This window comes from Pseudoclavibacter sp. RFBJ3 (assembly GCF_002931375.1).
GTDB lineage: Bacteria > Actinomycetota > Actinomycetes > Actinomycetales > Microbacteriaceae > Pseudoclavibacter.
In genome coordinates, this window is sequence record NZ_PSXZ01000001.1 from 174,088 (window position 1) to 187,976 (window position 13,889).

The following is a 13,889-nucleotide window of genomic DNA, read 5'->3' on the forward strand; positions in this document are numbered from 1 at the left end:
CGGCGTTCTGGCGCCGGCGCCTGGCGCGGATCTTCAGTTTCGGGATGGGTTTCACGCCTCCGGATGGGTTGCAACCCATCCCGAGGCGTGAAACCCATCCCGAATCTCGTTGCGCGGCGGGCGTTCCGCAGGGCATCCGGCCGGGATGCGACGCTGAGTTTCGGGGTGGTTTTCGCGCACGCGGGTGGGTTGTAAGTCATCCGGAGGCGTGGAGCCCATCCCGAATCTCGTTGCGCGGCGGGCGTCGTGCCGTGCGTTCTGCCGGGCGCCGCCGGCGGCTACGCGCGCGTCGGGCATGTCGTGACAGCGGCCGTCTTCGATGCACGCCTCCGCGGCCTCGGCGCTGAGTTTCGGGATGGCTTTCGCGCATGCGGGTGGGTTGTACGTCATCCGGAGGCGTGGAACCCATCCCGAAGCTCGTCGTGCGGTGGGCGTTCCGCAGGGCGTCCGGCCGGGATGCGGCGCTGAGTTTCGGGATGGCTTTCGCGCATGCGGGTGGGTTGCAACCCATCCGGAGGCGTGGAGCCCATCCCGAATCTCGTTGCGCGGTGGGCGTTGGGGCGCAAGCCGTGCCGGCGGCTACGCGCGGGCGGGCACGTCGTGCCAGGATCCGTCCTCGATGGACGCCTCCGCGGCCTCGACGATCTGCGCGGCGACGAGTCCGTCGGCGACCGACGGAGCGACCTGCCTGCCCGTGACGACGCTCTCCAGGAACCGCGCCGCCTCGATGGTCTTGAGGTCGTCGAAGCCCATGCCGGTTCCGCCGCCCGGTTGGAAGCGGTGGAATTCGCCGTGGCCGGGGGACATGTAGACGGTCGTGTAGCCGTACGGGTTCGACGAGTCGAGGCAGACCTCGAGCTCGTTGAGGCGCTGGAAGTCCCACCGCAGCGAGCCCTTCGTGCCATACACCTCGAGGGCGTACTCGGCGCGGGGGCCGCGCATGATGCGGCTGGAGTCCATGATGCCGATGGCGCCGTTGTCGAAGCGCATGAGCAGGGCGGCGTAGTCCTCGTTCTCCACGGGCTTCAGCTCGCCGGTTGAGGGGGCGGAGCGGTCGACGATGCCCGTGCCCGGGGCTGGGCGCTCGGTGATGAAGGTCTCGGCAGTCGCGGAGACGCTGCCGATGCGGCCGACGACGTGCTGGGCGAGGTCGAGGCCGTGCGAGAGCAGGTCGCCGAGCACGCCGGATCCGGCGCGCTCGCGCTCGAAGCGCCACGTGAGCGGTGCGAGGGCGTCGGACGAGTAGTCGGCGAGGAGCGCGCCGCGCACGTTCGTGACGCGGCCGATGGCGCCCTCCTCGATGAGCTGCTTCATGTGCGCGATCGCTGGTGCGTTGCGGTAGTTGAACCCGACAGCCGTGACGATGCCGGCGGCATCCACTGCGGATGCGATGCGCCGCGAGTCGGACGCATAGCGTCCCATGGGCTTCTCGATCCAGAACGGCTTCCCGGCTTCGGCTGCCGCGATGGCCATCTCGGCGTGCAGGAAGTTGGGGGAGCAGATCGAGACGACGTCGACCTCCGGGTCGGCGAGCACTTCGTGGTAGTCGGCGACGGTGCGCTCGAAGCCGAGTCGTTCTTCTGCCTGTGAGCGGGCTTCCGGCACGGGGTCGGCGGCGACGACGAGCCGCGTCTTGATGCCGAGCTCGGGGAAGTGGTCGGGGACGGCCCGGTAGGCGCGCGAGTGGAGGCGACCCATCCAGCCGACGCTGATGAGGCCGACGCCGATGGTGCGGGGCGTGGTGGTGGGCTGGTCGGTCATGGGAACTCCTTTGTCCAGCTTGGAGCTGTCATATGTTCGGACAACGAGACATTTCTACCCGGTGTGGTCGTGTCGTAGCTCTGCGTAACCTTGCGTTACCTGGAGCGTTCAGTTTCGGGTCGAGAGCGCGAGTCATGCTGTTCCGATGGGTTTCGTCGAAGGACACACATCAGTTGCAGCGCCGGACCGGGTGGTGGTCCGAGGCGCCCGCGAGCACAATCTGCGGGACGTCGATGTCGATATCCCGCGGGATGCCCTCGTCGCGTTCACGGGGGTCTCGGGTTCGGGGAAGAGCTCGCTCGCGTTCGGGACGCTGTACGCCGAGGCGCAGCGGCGGTACTTCGAGTCGGTCGCACCCTACGCACGCCGCCTCATGAACCAGGTCTCGCCGCCCGACGTGGATTCGGTCGAGGGCCTGCCGCCTGCGGTCGCGCTCCCGCAGCAACGCGGAGGCGGGAGCGCTCGTTCGACGGTCGGGAGCACGTCGACGATCGCGAATGTCGTGCGCATGCTGTTCTCGAGGGTCGGCGTGTATCCGGAGGGTGCGCCGATGCTGCTCGCGGAGGACTTCTCGGCGAACACCGTGCAGGGTGCCTGCCCGAACTGCCATGGGCTCGGCCGCGTCTACGAGGTGCCCGAGTCGCTCATGATCCCGGATGCGTCGCTGAGCATCCGCGACGGGGCGATCGCCGCGTGGCCGACGGCCTGGCACGGCAAGCAGCTCCGGGACAGCCTCGTCTCGCTCGGCTACGACATCGACATCCCGTGGCGCGAGGTTCCCAGCGAGCGCCGGTCGTGGCTGCTGAACACGACGGAGAAGCCGCAGGTGCCAGTGTTCACGGGCAGGTCGCCCGCGCAGGTTCGCGCCGCGGTGGCGGCGGGCGACGAGCCCTCGTACATGAGCACGTTCGTCGGCGTGAAGCGGTACGTGCTCGATACCTTCGCCAATTCGAAGAGCGAGCGGATGCGCGAGAAGGCGGCCGCGTTCATGGAGAGCGTGCAGTGCCCGTCGTGTCGGGGCACGCGGTTGAAGCCGGATGCTCTTGCCGTGACGTTCGAGGGGCTCGACATCACGCAGCTCGCGGCGATGCCGCTGCGCGAGCTGGCCGTGCTGATGGAGCGTGTGCTCGAACCCGGCTGGGTGCGGGAGGGGGAGGCGCTTGCCCCGGAGCAGGACCTCGCCGCGCGACGGCTGGCTGGTGAGCTGTGCGCGCGACTCGCGCCGCTCTCGGACCTCGGTCTGGGCTACCTCTCGCTCGACCGGCAGACGGGGACGCTCTCCGGCGGTGAGCTGCAGCGGCTTCGGCTCGCCAACCAGTTGCTCGCGGGGCTCTTCGGTGTCGTGTTCGTGCTCGATGAGCCGTCGGCGGGTCTGCATCCTGCCGACACGGAGGCGCTCCTCCGGATCCTGCGCGGGCTCCGCGATCGGGGCAACACGGTCTTCTACGTCGAGCATTCGCTCGACGTGATCCGCGAGGCGGACTGGATCGTCGACATCGGCCCGGGGGCAGGGGCTTCCGGCGGCCGCATCGTCTACTCGGGCGCTCTCGAGGGGGTGCGGTCCGCCGAGGAATCGGTGACGCGGCGCTACCTGTTCGACTGCGAGGACTCGCCCAAGCCGAAGCTGCGTGAGGCTCGGCCCAGGGAGCAGCAGGTGGCGCTCGAGGGTGTGGTGCGCAACAACATCCGCGGACTGTCCGTGGCGTTCCCGCTCGGCTGCCTGACCGCGGTCACGGGGGTCTCGGGCTCGGGGAAGACGACGCTCGTGAACCAGGCGCTGCCCGACCTGCTCCGCGCGAGTCTTGCGAGTGAGCTGGGCGAGGCTGTCGCCGATGAGGAGCCGGACGGGGCAGACCCCATGGTCGCCGTCGCGGCGGAGACCACGCGCGGGCGAGCCATCGGCCCGGCCGAGCGGCTCACGCGCATCGTGCAGGTCAGCCAGGCGCCGATCGGGCGCACGTCACGCTCGAACGTCGCGACCTACACGGGGCTGTTCGACCGCATCCGCTCCCTGTTCGCGGCGACGGATGAGGCGAAGCGCAGGCGGTACTCGGCGAGCCGATTCTCGTTCAACCTCCCCAGCGGCCGTTGCCCGACGTGCAAGGGCGAGGGGACGATGGAGGTCGAGCTGCTCTTCCTGCCCACGGTGCAGGCACCGTGCTCGACCTGTGGCGGGAAGCGCTACAACGCGGAGACGCTGGAGATCGAGTACGAGGGGTCGTCGATCGCGGACGTGCTCGCGATGAGCGTCACCGAGGCGCGGGAGAAGTTCGCCGGTCGGGCGGAGGTGCTCCAGCATCTGGATGCGCTCACCGATGTCGGGCTCGGCTACGTGTCGCTCGGCCAGCCCGCGCCGGAGCTCTCGGGCGGCGAGGCGCAGCGCGTGAAGCTCGCTGCCGAGCTGCGTCGGGCTCAGCAGGGCGACACCCTCTATCTGCTCGACGAGCCGACATCAGGGCTGCACCCCGCTGATTCCGATCGCCTCCTCGGGCATCTCCACGACCTCGTCGATCTGGGGAACACCGTCATCCTCGTCGAGCACGACATGCGCGTCGTCGCCGGCGCGGACTGGGTGATCGACATGGGGCCGGGTGCGGGGGACGAGGGCGGCGAGGTCGTCGCGCAGGGCACGCCGCAGGAGGTGGCGGCTGCCGACGGCAGCGCGACCGCCCCCTACTTGAAGCTCGCCGTGGAGCGGCTGGCGGCATCCGGGAAGTGCTGATCCGGGACCGCTCCTCGCGGCTGGCTCGGCGTTCCTCCCTTGAGGTGACCGTCGGTGCTGACCTCCGGAGCGGTCACCGGGGGTGCCTCGGTCGCCTCGGTGTCCAGGTCTCGCACCTCCGTCTTGAGGATGCGCATCGACTGTCCGACGCTCTTCGCGAGGGCGGGCAGCTTGGACGCGCCGAAGATGAGCACGATGATGGCGAGCACGGCGAGGCCGTGCCAGCCGGTGAGATTCGCGAGCATGTCGGGATCCTTCGGTTGTCGGTGGTCGATCAGTTCCCGGGTCCGCCGGAGCCGCCTGGCCCTCCGGCACCGCCACCGCCGGAGGGGGCCGCGCCTGCGGTCGGGGCGGTCGTGGTGTCGACGCGCACGGTGAGGGCGACGTTGTAGCCGCTCGTCGCATCGCCCGTGACGGTTGCGAGCTGCAGGGCTCCGCCGTCGTCGCCGAACACGTTGTCGGAGTCGAGGCTGACCTGGGCAAGGTTCGAGGCGGAGCCCTCATAGCCCGCGAGCGCGAAGACCGCGTTCGAGGCGTACTCGGGCAGCGCGACCTGCGAGGTCGAGATCGCGTTGGTGGACTCGGTGATGTCGTCGACCGTCGGGTACACCTCGAAGTGGATGTGCGGCCAGCGGCCCGTGTAGCAGGCAGGGAAGATCGACGTGAAGGTGACGCTGCCGGAGCCGTCGGCGACCTGGACCCCGCGGAGGAAGGTCTCGTTCTCGATGCCCTCGGAGTACATGGAGTAGCCACCTGTGGCGTCGCAGTGCCAGACGTAGACGGCGACGTTCTCGAACGGCCGGTCGCCGTTCGCCATGTCGAGGATCGTGAGCGTGAGCGTCATGGGCACGCCGGCAGCTGCGGTGCTGCTGCCGATGCTCGTGCGGATGTCGCTGCGCACGACCCCGGACTGTTCGAGCACATCCGCGCCGTTCGAGCCGTCGCCCGGATAGGGGCCGGCTGTCTCGTCGGGGATCTCGCTCGCTGGGAGGGCGCCGGCCGCTGCCGAAGCGCTCGAGGTAGGGCTAGCCGTGGCAGCTGCCGTCGTCGCGGCGGTGCCCGCAGCACCCGACCCGGCAGGGGTGCACGCGGCGAGGGCGACCGTTCCGACGCCCACTCCGAAGATGCTGAGCAGTCCGCGCCGCGACAGGAGCGTGCCGATGTCGAAGGCGACGCCCTGGTCGACGACCTCCTCGTCCGCTCGGTCGAGGAGCCTGCCCTCGTAGGCGGGTCCGTCAGGCGTGAGGTCGGGTTCGGGGATCTTGATCATGGCGGTGCTCCTGCTCTTCATCGTGGGATGAACGTCAGCATGAGTCGCCTGCCCAGGAGGGGGCTATGCCCTGCCTATGCCCTGCCTATGGCGTTGATCCCAGGCTGAATGTCCGTGGCCCGTGCTTAGCTATGCCCACACTTCGGCGGTGGCGAGAGGCGGGGGAGCGACGTGACGCAGCAGATCGGTGTTCGGGAGTCGGGGACAGGCACAGCGGCGAGCCCAGGGCCAGCCGGCCTGCAGCGTGCATCCAAGCTGCGGCAGACGCTGCTGCGCCTCGGTTCCGGTGCGCTCACGAAGACCTACGACCTCTACCACCTGCACCCCGCCGTCTGGCGGTGGACCGCCCGCCACTACGTGCCGGCCATGGGCGACTTCGCGAAGTTCAACGCCTGGATGATCTGCCAGCGCGCCAACCTCGACGTGCCCGCGTACCAGCGGTGGCTGCACGAGAACGACTTCACGTTCCGGTGGTGGCAGCTCTCGAGCTACCCCGAGACGAGCAAGGACGACTACGTCAAGCGCTACACGGAAGACGAGCGCTGCTGGGGCGGGGAGATCGACACGGTGGGCACCGTGGTCGATGAGTCGAGCGGGTCGAGCGGTTCTCCCTTCAACTGGATCCGTGGGCGGCACGAGTTGAAGACCATCCACAACAACGTCGCCGGCTACATCACGCTCCTGTTCGGCACGAAGAAGCTCTTCGGCATCAACGCCTTCTCGATGGGGGCCTGGGCGACCGGCACCAACACGGGCCACGCGCTGTCGAAGATCTCGATGGTCAAGAACACCGGGCCGGACATCGACAAGATCGTCGACACCATCCGTCACTTCGGCCCGAAGTACCAGTACCTGGTGAGCGCCTACCCACCGTTCCTGAAGCACCTGCGCGACCGGCTCGACGGCGAGGAGTGGTTCGACTGGTCGAAGCATCGGCTCAACGGCTTCGTCGGAGGCGAGGCGATGACCGAGGGGCTGCGTGACTACCTGGAGGAGCGCTTCGGCCGCGTGTACTCGGGGTACGGGGCATCCGACCTCACGATCGGCATGGCGGGCGAGTCCGACGCATGCGTGTGGCTGCGCCGGGCGATGTTCGCCGACGAGCGGCTGAGGCGGGCGCTCCTCGGTGATGACGAGTCGCGCATCCCGATGGTCTTCCAGTACAACCCGCTCGAGACGTACCTCGAGACGAACGCGAGCAACGAGCTCGTCGTGACCCTCAACTCGTCTGCCGTGCTCAGCCCGAAGCTGCGCTACAACATCGGCGACGAGGCGAAGATCCTCTCGTTCCCCGAGGTGCGGGAGAAGATCGCCGAGCTCGACCCGGCGTTGTCGCGGGCGTTCCATCGCGCATTCGCGGTGCAGCGCATGAAGCTGCCGTTCCTCCTGCTCTTCGGCAGGAAGGACTCGACCATCTCGTACATGGGCGCGAACCTCTATCCGATCGACATCGAGAACGGGCTCTACCGCGACAACCCGCACGCTGGCGACATCGAGTCGTTCAAGCTCGGGCTGCTCGAGCTCGACGGCCACGAGCAGCGGCCCGTCGTGCACCTCCAGCTGCGCGAGGGCGCGGCGCTCTCGAGCGAAGAGCTCGCGACGCTCAGCGAGACGACGAGGGCGGGCATCGTCGACCACCTCGCCTCCGTCTCGCGCGACTTCGCCCAGTCGCTCGACGAGGACCCGACGACGGGTGACCTCCGCATCGAGGTGCACTCCTTCGGCACGGGGCCGTTCGCCGGGGGCAATGCGAAGATCAAGAACGTCTACGTCGTGAAGAACGCCGAGTAGGCCGTGTACACCACCGATTTCTCGAAGGCGCCCATCCAGGGAAGGGCGGAGGCTCTTGTCATCGTCGAGGGGCGCAGCGCCGAGCGGGAGGGCGTGATCTGGCGGCGGCGCCTCCGCGACCGCCGTGTCTCGGCGGAGCTGCTGCTCTTCGCGAGCGTCGAGCGCGCCCGCGAGGTCGCCGCTCGACACGACGGGCGCACGAAGCTCCTGCTCGCCGAGACCCGCGGCTACTCGAACGGCATCTGGCGGGCCGACCCCGAGCCGCCACCCGGCGAGATGGCGCACAACCCCCACTTCGCCCCCGTCGCCAAGGAACGGGCCGAAGGGCGCACGCCACCGCTCGTCGCGGAGCCCACGCGCAAGCCGAAGCGGCTCACGACGCCCATCCCGCCGCCGTCGCACACGATCTTCGACACCGCATCGATGTTCGTGGGTGCGACCCGCTACACGACCCCGCTCGCCTGGGCAGTGACGAGTCGAATCTGGGGCCGGATGACCGGCAAGATGCGGCGCATGCCCGACTACTGCTGGCACGGCATCTACTGGGAGGCGCCGTGGACGCTTGGCACGCTGGCGAACTTCTCGACGCGCGACGCCCTCATCCGCTTCGCGAGGATGCCAGAGCACCGGCACCTCATGCAGTGGATCGTGAAGGACACCAAGAACGCCGACGCCGGGTTCATCCGACTCTTCGCGAGCGAGGAGGAGCTGGCGGGTCTCGAGGAAGGCGCAACGCGTCGAGAGACGGAAGCGGGTGACGCGTCGCGGCCTGCGCTCGAGGTGCGACGCGTCAGCTCTGAGCTCGAGTTCCTGGAGTTCGTCGAGCTGCCGGGGCGCGTCTCAGACCCGAGCCGTGAGGTGCCGGTGCTCGAGTCGACACTCCGCTCGTGGTGGAAGGACAAGCACGCGCACGAGTCGAAGGTGGAGCTGCTGCTCGCCTACCGCGGGGAAGCACCGGTCGCCCGCGCCGTCACGCACACGAGCAGCGCCCTCGACGCGAAGCTCGGATCGAGCCTGCAGCTGTTCGGCGCCGTCGCCGCGGCCGACGCGGAGGCGCTCGGAGCGATCATCGGAGCCGTCGAGGAACGTGCCGCGGAGACAGGTCGGCGCGAGCTTCTCGGACCTGTCACCCTGCTCCCCAACCAAGTGGGCGGCGTCATCACCTCGGGCTTCGGCGAGCGGGGATTCGTCGAGGGGGCCTGGAACCCGGATTGGGTGCCAGGCGCCTACGAGGGGCTGGGCTTCACGACGTGGAACGAGTCGGCGACATGGATCGCCCGGCTCGAGCAGGGTCGCCTCGGACAGATCGAGAGCGACGCCTTCACGGCTCCGACCGAGGCCGAACTCGAGGCCGCCGGCATCGCCATCGAACGGGCGTCGCGGTTTCGGTTCGCACGTGATGTCGCTCGCCAGCGGGAGCTCGTCAACGCCGCCTTCGCCGAGCTGCCCTACTACACGCAGATCTCGCCAGCGCAGATGCGCGAGGCGACCAGCGGGCTCGTCGCCATCATCGACCCCGCCATCTGGGTGTTCGCGTTCGATGCGAAGACGCGTGCGCCACTCGGCTTCCTGCTCTGCGTGCCCGATGTGACCCGCATCGTTCAGCGCTCCTCGGGTCGCATCGGGGCGAGGCAGCTGCTCGAGATCTGGCGCCAACGGCGCGAGCCACGGGAGGCGGTGCTCACCATCCAGGGTACGGCGCCCGACGCTCGCGGTCGCGGGATCAGCTCGCTGCTGGGGCGCACCGTCGGTGAGGCACTCATCGAGGGCGGCTACACGGCACTGCGCTCGACCTACATCGGCCTCGACAACCCCGCCTCGGCGAGGCAGCTCAGCAGGATGGGCGGATCGGAGCTGCACGGCACGGTGTTCTACCGGCGGCCCGTGGGCACTCGGGGCAGTCAGGGCGCAGACACAGCGATCGCGGGGCAGCAGCAGGCGACGAACCAGGGGGAGCAACCATGACCGGCATCCACACGCTGAATCAGATCATCGCCGACGCAGCGTCGGCACCGTCAGCGCACAACACCCAGCCGTGGTCGCCGCGCATGATCGGTGACGGGGTGGCCGTGGAGCTGAGAGTCTCGCGAAGACGAACGCTCCCGGCCGCAGACCCGACCGGTCGCGACACGCTGCTCGGCCTCGGCGCGTGGCTCGAGGCCTTCAGCGTCAGCGCGGCATCGCACGGCGTGGCCTTCGACGTCGAGCTCCTCCCCGCGCTTGCCGACCCGGAAGCGATCGTGCAGGCCAGAAACGACGAACCGGTGCTCCGCATCCAGCTGCACCACGACACCGTGTCTTCGCCCGGCGGCGACACGAAACAGCACGCCGAGTCCGCGTTCGACCCCGACTCCGAGCGACGGATGCTCGCCGCACGCAAGACCGTGCGCAGCGGGCTCGAGCCCGCGCGTGGTCTGGTGCTCGAGCTCTCCGGCTCGCTCCCCGAGTGGCTGCGGCTCGTTCCCGTCGACGCCGACGATCTGCGGCACTTCTCGTCCCTCGGCACGGCCGACACCCTGCGAGAGCCGGCTGTGGCGCGCGAGCTCGCGCACTGGCTGCGGCTCCACCCCTCGCATCCGCGCTACACGGTCGACGGGCTGAACGACAAGGCGCTCGGCATCCCCGCGTTCGCCACCCGGTTCGCTTCCGCGTTCACCAGGAAGCGGCGCCTTCGAGACGCGGCAGTCGGCGTCGCCGCACCGCTCGGCGAGCTGTGGCGTCGGGTGCTGCTCGAGGTGCCAGTGTCGGCCGCCGACGAAGACGCCCCAGCCGAGGCGACGGCCTTCGTGCTCGTCGCCGACACCAAGCTGCTCGACCTCGGCTCCGGGGCAGAGATCACGCGGGTGCTCAACTCCCCGCTCGGGCTGCCACCCGCGCGAGTGCTCGAGGCCGGCCAGGCGCTCATGCGCCTCTGGCTGCGTGCGACCGCGCGCGGGGCGGCGTTCGCGCCCGCCTCAGAGGTGATTGACTCCTCGCTCGCGCAGGGCGAGCTGCGCTACCGGCTCGGCCTCTCCCGCCGCGACGTGCCGCTGTTCGTCACGCGCGTCGGAGTTCCGAGAGACCCACACCCGCCCCGGGCCCCGCGACGCTGAACAGCGCCCCGCTGCGCGGAACGCGTCGTCCGCGCGGGTCCGCTCGGGTCCGCTTGAGTCCGCTCAGTCGAGGCACCGCATCCACTCGCTGATCAGGTCTATGCCGCGAGTGAAGGCCGGGTCGCGCGGCCGGTTGAGGAAGGCGTGCGCACTTCCGGGAATCACGCGGTACTCGGTGTCGACGCCGGCTGCGGCGAGCTCGCGCGCGAACGACGAACCGGATGCGCGCATCGCATCGCGGTCCGCGTCCACCACCAGCGACGGCGGGAAGCCCGTCAGGTTGTGCCCGCCGGGGAACGCGTCCGGACGTAAGAGCACGTCCTCGCTCCCCGCGTAGTTGAGGTTCATGGCTCCGATGAGCCAGGGAGTGTGGACGAAGCGGCGGCTTCCGCGCAGTCGGCTCAGCAGCTCGGAGGACCGGGGCGGCAGCTGCGCGTGGAACGTCCCGTAGGTCAGGAACAGGCCCCGCACGGGAGAGCGCTCAGCTCGGGCGAGCCGGTACGCCGCCGCCGCAGCGAGGCAGGCACCGGCACTCGCCCCGCCGAGCACCACATCACGACCCGACCGGGAGGCGACCGCCTCGACGACCGCGAGCACGTCGTCGAGCGGCACCGGGAACCGCACGTCGGGGCGACGGTCGCGTTCCCATCGAGCTGAGCGTCCCGACTGTGGTGCGCGTCCAGACCGCTCCGACCGCTGCGCGGACCCGGACGCCTCGCGTTGGGCCCGGTCGCGCCCGCCGAGCGTCACGAGCCGGTAGTCGACGGTCGTCACCTCGAACCGCGCGCGCGCGAGCGCGAGCGCGACCTCATGCGTCTCCGGCTGGTCGAGGCCGCCGGAATAGAAGCCGCCGCCGTGCAGCCAGATCACTGGCGAACTCGAGAGCCGGGCAGCGCTCGCGGCGGGCGCGTAGGACCGGATCGCCACCGGGCCGTTCGGGCCAGCGACGGCGGACCCCGTCGCATCCACCCCGTGCGGTGCAGTCGGCGAGCGTCTCGGCATCCGCCCACCATACGGGCACACGCTCTAGGCTCTTCGAATGCACGAGCTACGCCTCTCCCCGGAAACCCAGCGCCGTGCCGTCGCGCTGAACATGCGGCAGTCCTGGATCAGCCTCGGGATGCTCGCCCCGCTCCTGCTGATCCTCACCGTCATCTTCTCGCTGCAGGATTTCTGGCTCGGCTTCGGCTACGGCGCACTGATCGTCGTCCTCCTCGGGGGCTCCGTGCCGCTCTCCATCTGGCTCGCGCGCAAGTCGATGCGCGAGACCTACATCCGCTTCGGCGACGGCTGGATCGAGCACAAGTGGATGTTCCGCACCCGCCGGTTCGCGGCGGCCGAGGCCACCAGCGTCGTCACGGTCGACCGGATGTCATTCGGCGGCTTCTCCGGACCTCCCACCCATCACCTCATCGTGACGGGCCACGACCGCCGCCTGCTGATCCTCGTCGGACAGATGTGGAGCACGCAGCAGCTCACGGCGATCATGCAGGACCTCGCGAGCCGGGGCGTGCCGTGGATGTCCGTCCCCGAGCTCGTCACGCCGCCGCAGCTGCGCCAGCGGGACCCTCGCCTCGTACCGTGGTGGCAGGCGCACCCGGTCGCCCTCGCCCTGCTCATCGCCGGCGGCGTCTTCATCTTCGTCATCCTGCTGCTCGTCGTCCTGGCCCTCGTCATCTTCACGGCGACCACGTCCTGACCGAGGCTCCTGGCCCTCGCTGAGCTTCGTCCCCGGCCCGCGGCCTACGCTGAGTCAGTGCGCTCCCTCTCCCGTCTCACCGGCCTCGACCGGATTCAGGCGAGCAAGCGCGTGCCCGCACTGCAGGTCGCGAAGACCGCCATCGCGGCCGTGGGCGCGTGGCTGCTCGCAGGGTGGCTCATCCCTGGCCCACTGCCGGTGTTCGCCGCCGTCGCCGCGCTGCTCGTCGTGCAGCCGAGCGTCAACCAGTCGTTCGCGAAGGCGCTCGAGCGAAGCGCCGGCGTCGTCATCGGCGTCGCCGTCGCGAGCGCCATCTCGCTCGTGCTCGGCCCCCAGTCGTGGGTGATCCTCCTCGCGATCGTCGTCGCCATGATCGTCGCCTGGCTGCTGCGCATGACCGCAACGACCAGCAACCAGGTCGCCATCAGCGCCATGCTCGTGCTCGCGCTCGGCGCATCCACGCCCGAGTACGCGCTCGACCGCATCCTCGAGACCCTCATCGGCGCGGCCTTCGGGCTGCTCGTCAACGCCATCATCCTGCCGCCAGTGCTCGTCGGGCCTGCGCAGCGCGACACCGCGATGCTCGGCAACGAGATCGCCGCGTCACTGGAGCGACTCGCCGACGCCATCGAGCAGCCGCAGACCGCCGCGAGCCTCACCGAGATGCTCCTCAAGGCGCGCCTGCTGCGCCCCATGGCGGGCGCCGCAGAGAACTCCATCGCCGACGGCCTGGAGTCCCTCGCCTTCAACCCGCGCAAGTCGAGCCACCATGAGGAGCTCGTCGAGTGCCGCCAGCTCCTCGACCGCTTCCGCCCGATCGTCACACAGCTCACCGGCATGACCCGCGCCGTCGCAGAGCACTGGGAGCCGACCCTCGCGGACGAGCCGCAGGCCATCGCGATCGCCGAGCAGCTCCGACGGGCAGCCCACGACACGCGCATCCTCATCCCGAGCGAGCCCGGAGAGCCCCGCGGGTTCATCCTCGAACCGCCCGCCCTCACCGCCCCGCTGGTCGTCTCGGCGCCAAAGGGCGGCAGCTGGGTGCTCATCGGCTCCCTCATCGAAGACCTCCGCCGCATCCACGAGGGGCTCACCGCCGACGCGTAGCGGCAGGGCACGCCCGCCCCCTCCGCCTTCGCGCAGCCGGTCGTCCGGGCTCGCTCGGCCGAGTCTCTCGCCGCGCTGTCCAAGATCAGTGCAAAATCGGCACCGGAGGCTCGAAAACCGCTGCCAGAGCCCGACTTTGCACTGATGTTGGACACGGAGCGCTGGCGCGGACCTTGCGTGACGCAGGTCGCTCGTGCCGCCGCATCCCCTGCCAACCCCTGCCGCACCTCCCGCCTAACCCCTGCCGCTCAGTCTCGCTGGGCGGAGGCTCTCGCCGTGCGCTGTCCAAGATCAGTGCAATATCCGCGATGCGGATGCGGGCGGCCGCGAAAGCCCCCGCTTCTGCACTGATGTTGGTCACCCGCCGCGCGCGCCGTGGCAGGGCATGCCAGTACCTGGCACACCTGCCCCTCCCGGGCGCAGGCTGGTAGCGATCCAATGGAGGAA

10 protein-coding genes are annotated in these 13,889 nt (G+C 69.8%); 6 read left to right on the forward strand and 4 right to left on the reverse strand.

Annotated elements, in window-relative coordinates; translation table 11 throughout:
- Positions 1 to 579: 579 nt before the first annotated feature.
- Positions 580 to 1,761, reverse strand: a complete 1,182-nt coding sequence (locus C5E07_RS00875; RefSeq protein ID WP_104298068.1) for a Gfo/Idh/MocA family protein — start codon at positions 1,759 to 1,761, stop codon at positions 580 to 582.
- Positions 1,762 to 1,906: 145 nt separating this feature from the next.
- On the opposite strand from C5E07_RS00875, the gene C5E07_RS00880 reads away from it, so the two are divergent.
- Entirely contained in the window at positions 1,907 to 4,483 is a 2,577-nt protein-coding gene (locus tag C5E07_RS00880) for an excinuclease ABC subunit UvrA (protein ID WP_181057681.1), read from the forward strand.
- Here C5E07_RS00880 and C5E07_RS00885 read toward each other — a convergent pair.
- Positions 4,435 to 4,728 (reverse strand): twin-arginine translocase TatA/TatE family subunit, encoded by a 294-nt coding sequence (locus tag C5E07_RS00885; protein ID WP_104298070.1) that lies wholly within the window; start codon positions 4,726 to 4,728, stop codon positions 4,435 to 4,437. The genes C5E07_RS00880 and C5E07_RS00885 overlap by 49 nt on opposite strands.
- A gap of 29 nt (positions 4,729 to 4,757) precedes the next feature.
- Positions 4,758 to 5,753 carry an intradiol ring-cleavage dioxygenase gene (locus tag C5E07_RS00890; protein ID WP_104298071.1) on the reverse strand — a complete coding sequence of 332 codons (996 nt, stop codon included), beginning with the start codon at positions 5,751 to 5,753 and terminating at the stop codon, positions 4,758 to 4,760.
- 171 nt (positions 5,754 to 5,924) lie between these two features.
- Between C5E07_RS00890 and C5E07_RS00895 the strand changes: the two genes are divergently transcribed.
- The 3 genes from C5E07_RS00895 to C5E07_RS00905 are packed head-to-tail and all read left to right on the forward strand — an operon-like array spanning position 5,925 to position 10,636.
- Positions 5,925 to 7,544, forward strand: a complete 1,620-nt coding sequence (locus C5E07_RS00895; RefSeq protein ID WP_258063730.1) for a phenylacetate--CoA ligase family protein — start codon at positions 5,925 to 5,927, stop codon at positions 7,542 to 7,544.
- Positions 7,545 to 7,547: 3 nt separating this feature from the next.
- Positions 7,548 to 9,509 (forward strand): hypothetical protein, encoded by a 1,962-nt coding sequence (locus tag C5E07_RS00900; RefSeq protein WP_104298072.1) that lies wholly within the window; start codon positions 7,548 to 7,550, stop codon positions 9,507 to 9,509.
- Entirely contained in the window at positions 9,506 to 10,636 is a 1,131-nt protein-coding gene (locus C5E07_RS00905) for a hypothetical protein (RefSeq protein WP_104298073.1), read from the forward strand. The genes C5E07_RS00900 and C5E07_RS00905 overlap by 4 nt, the downstream gene beginning before the upstream one ends.
- A gap of 63 nt (positions 10,637 to 10,699) precedes the next feature.
- Here C5E07_RS00905 and C5E07_RS00910 read toward each other — a convergent pair whose 3' ends face one another.
- On the reverse strand, positions 10,700 to 11,638 hold the full coding sequence (locus C5E07_RS00910) for an alpha/beta hydrolase fold domain-containing protein (RefSeq protein ID WP_104298074.1): 939 nt from the start codon (positions 11,636 to 11,638) through the stop codon (positions 10,700 to 10,702).
- 37 nt (positions 11,639 to 11,675) lie between these two features.
- Here C5E07_RS00910 and C5E07_RS00915 point away from each other — a divergent pair, with 37 nt between their 5' ends.
- The gene (locus C5E07_RS00915) at positions 11,676 to 12,335 is read left to right on the forward strand and encodes a hypothetical protein (RefSeq protein WP_104298075.1); all 660 of its coding nucleotides are present in this window, start codon (positions 11,676 to 11,678) and stop codon (positions 12,333 to 12,335) included.
- A gap of 57 nt (positions 12,336 to 12,392) precedes the next feature.
- On the forward strand, positions 12,393 to 13,442 hold the full coding sequence (locus C5E07_RS00920; protein WP_181057683.1) for an aromatic acid exporter family protein: 1,050 nt from the start codon (positions 12,393 to 12,395) through the stop codon (positions 13,440 to 13,442).
- Positions 13,443 to 13,889: the final 447 nt, after the last annotated feature.

Bases quoted from the DNA above. Each gene is read 5' to 3' on its own strand.
- C5E07_RS00910 (WP_104298074.1), bottom strand. From the start codon at position 11,638: ATGCCGAGACGCTCGCCGACTGCACCGCACGGGGTGGATGCGACGGGG.
- C5E07_RS00875 (WP_104298068.1), bottom strand. From the start codon at position 1,761: ATGACCGACCAGCCCACCACCACGCCCCGCACCATCGGCGTCGGCCTC.
- C5E07_RS00905 (WP_104298073.1), top strand. From the start codon at position 9,506: ATGACCGGCATCCACACGCTGAATCAGATCATCGCCGACGCAGCGTCG.
- C5E07_RS00880 (WP_181057681.1), top strand. From the start codon at position 1,907: ATGGGTTTCGTCGAAGGACACACATCAGTTGCAGCGCCGGACCGGGTG.
- C5E07_RS00890 (WP_104298071.1), bottom strand. From the start codon at position 5,753: ATGATCAAGATCCCCGAACCCGACCTCACGCCTGACGGACCCGCCTAC.
- C5E07_RS00915 (WP_104298075.1), top strand. From the start codon at position 11,676: ATGCACGAGCTACGCCTCTCCCCGGAAACCCAGCGCCGTGCCGTCGCG.
- C5E07_RS00885 (WP_104298070.1), bottom strand. From the start codon at position 4,728: ATGCTCGCGAATCTCACCGGCTGGCACGGCCTCGCCGTGCTCGCCATC.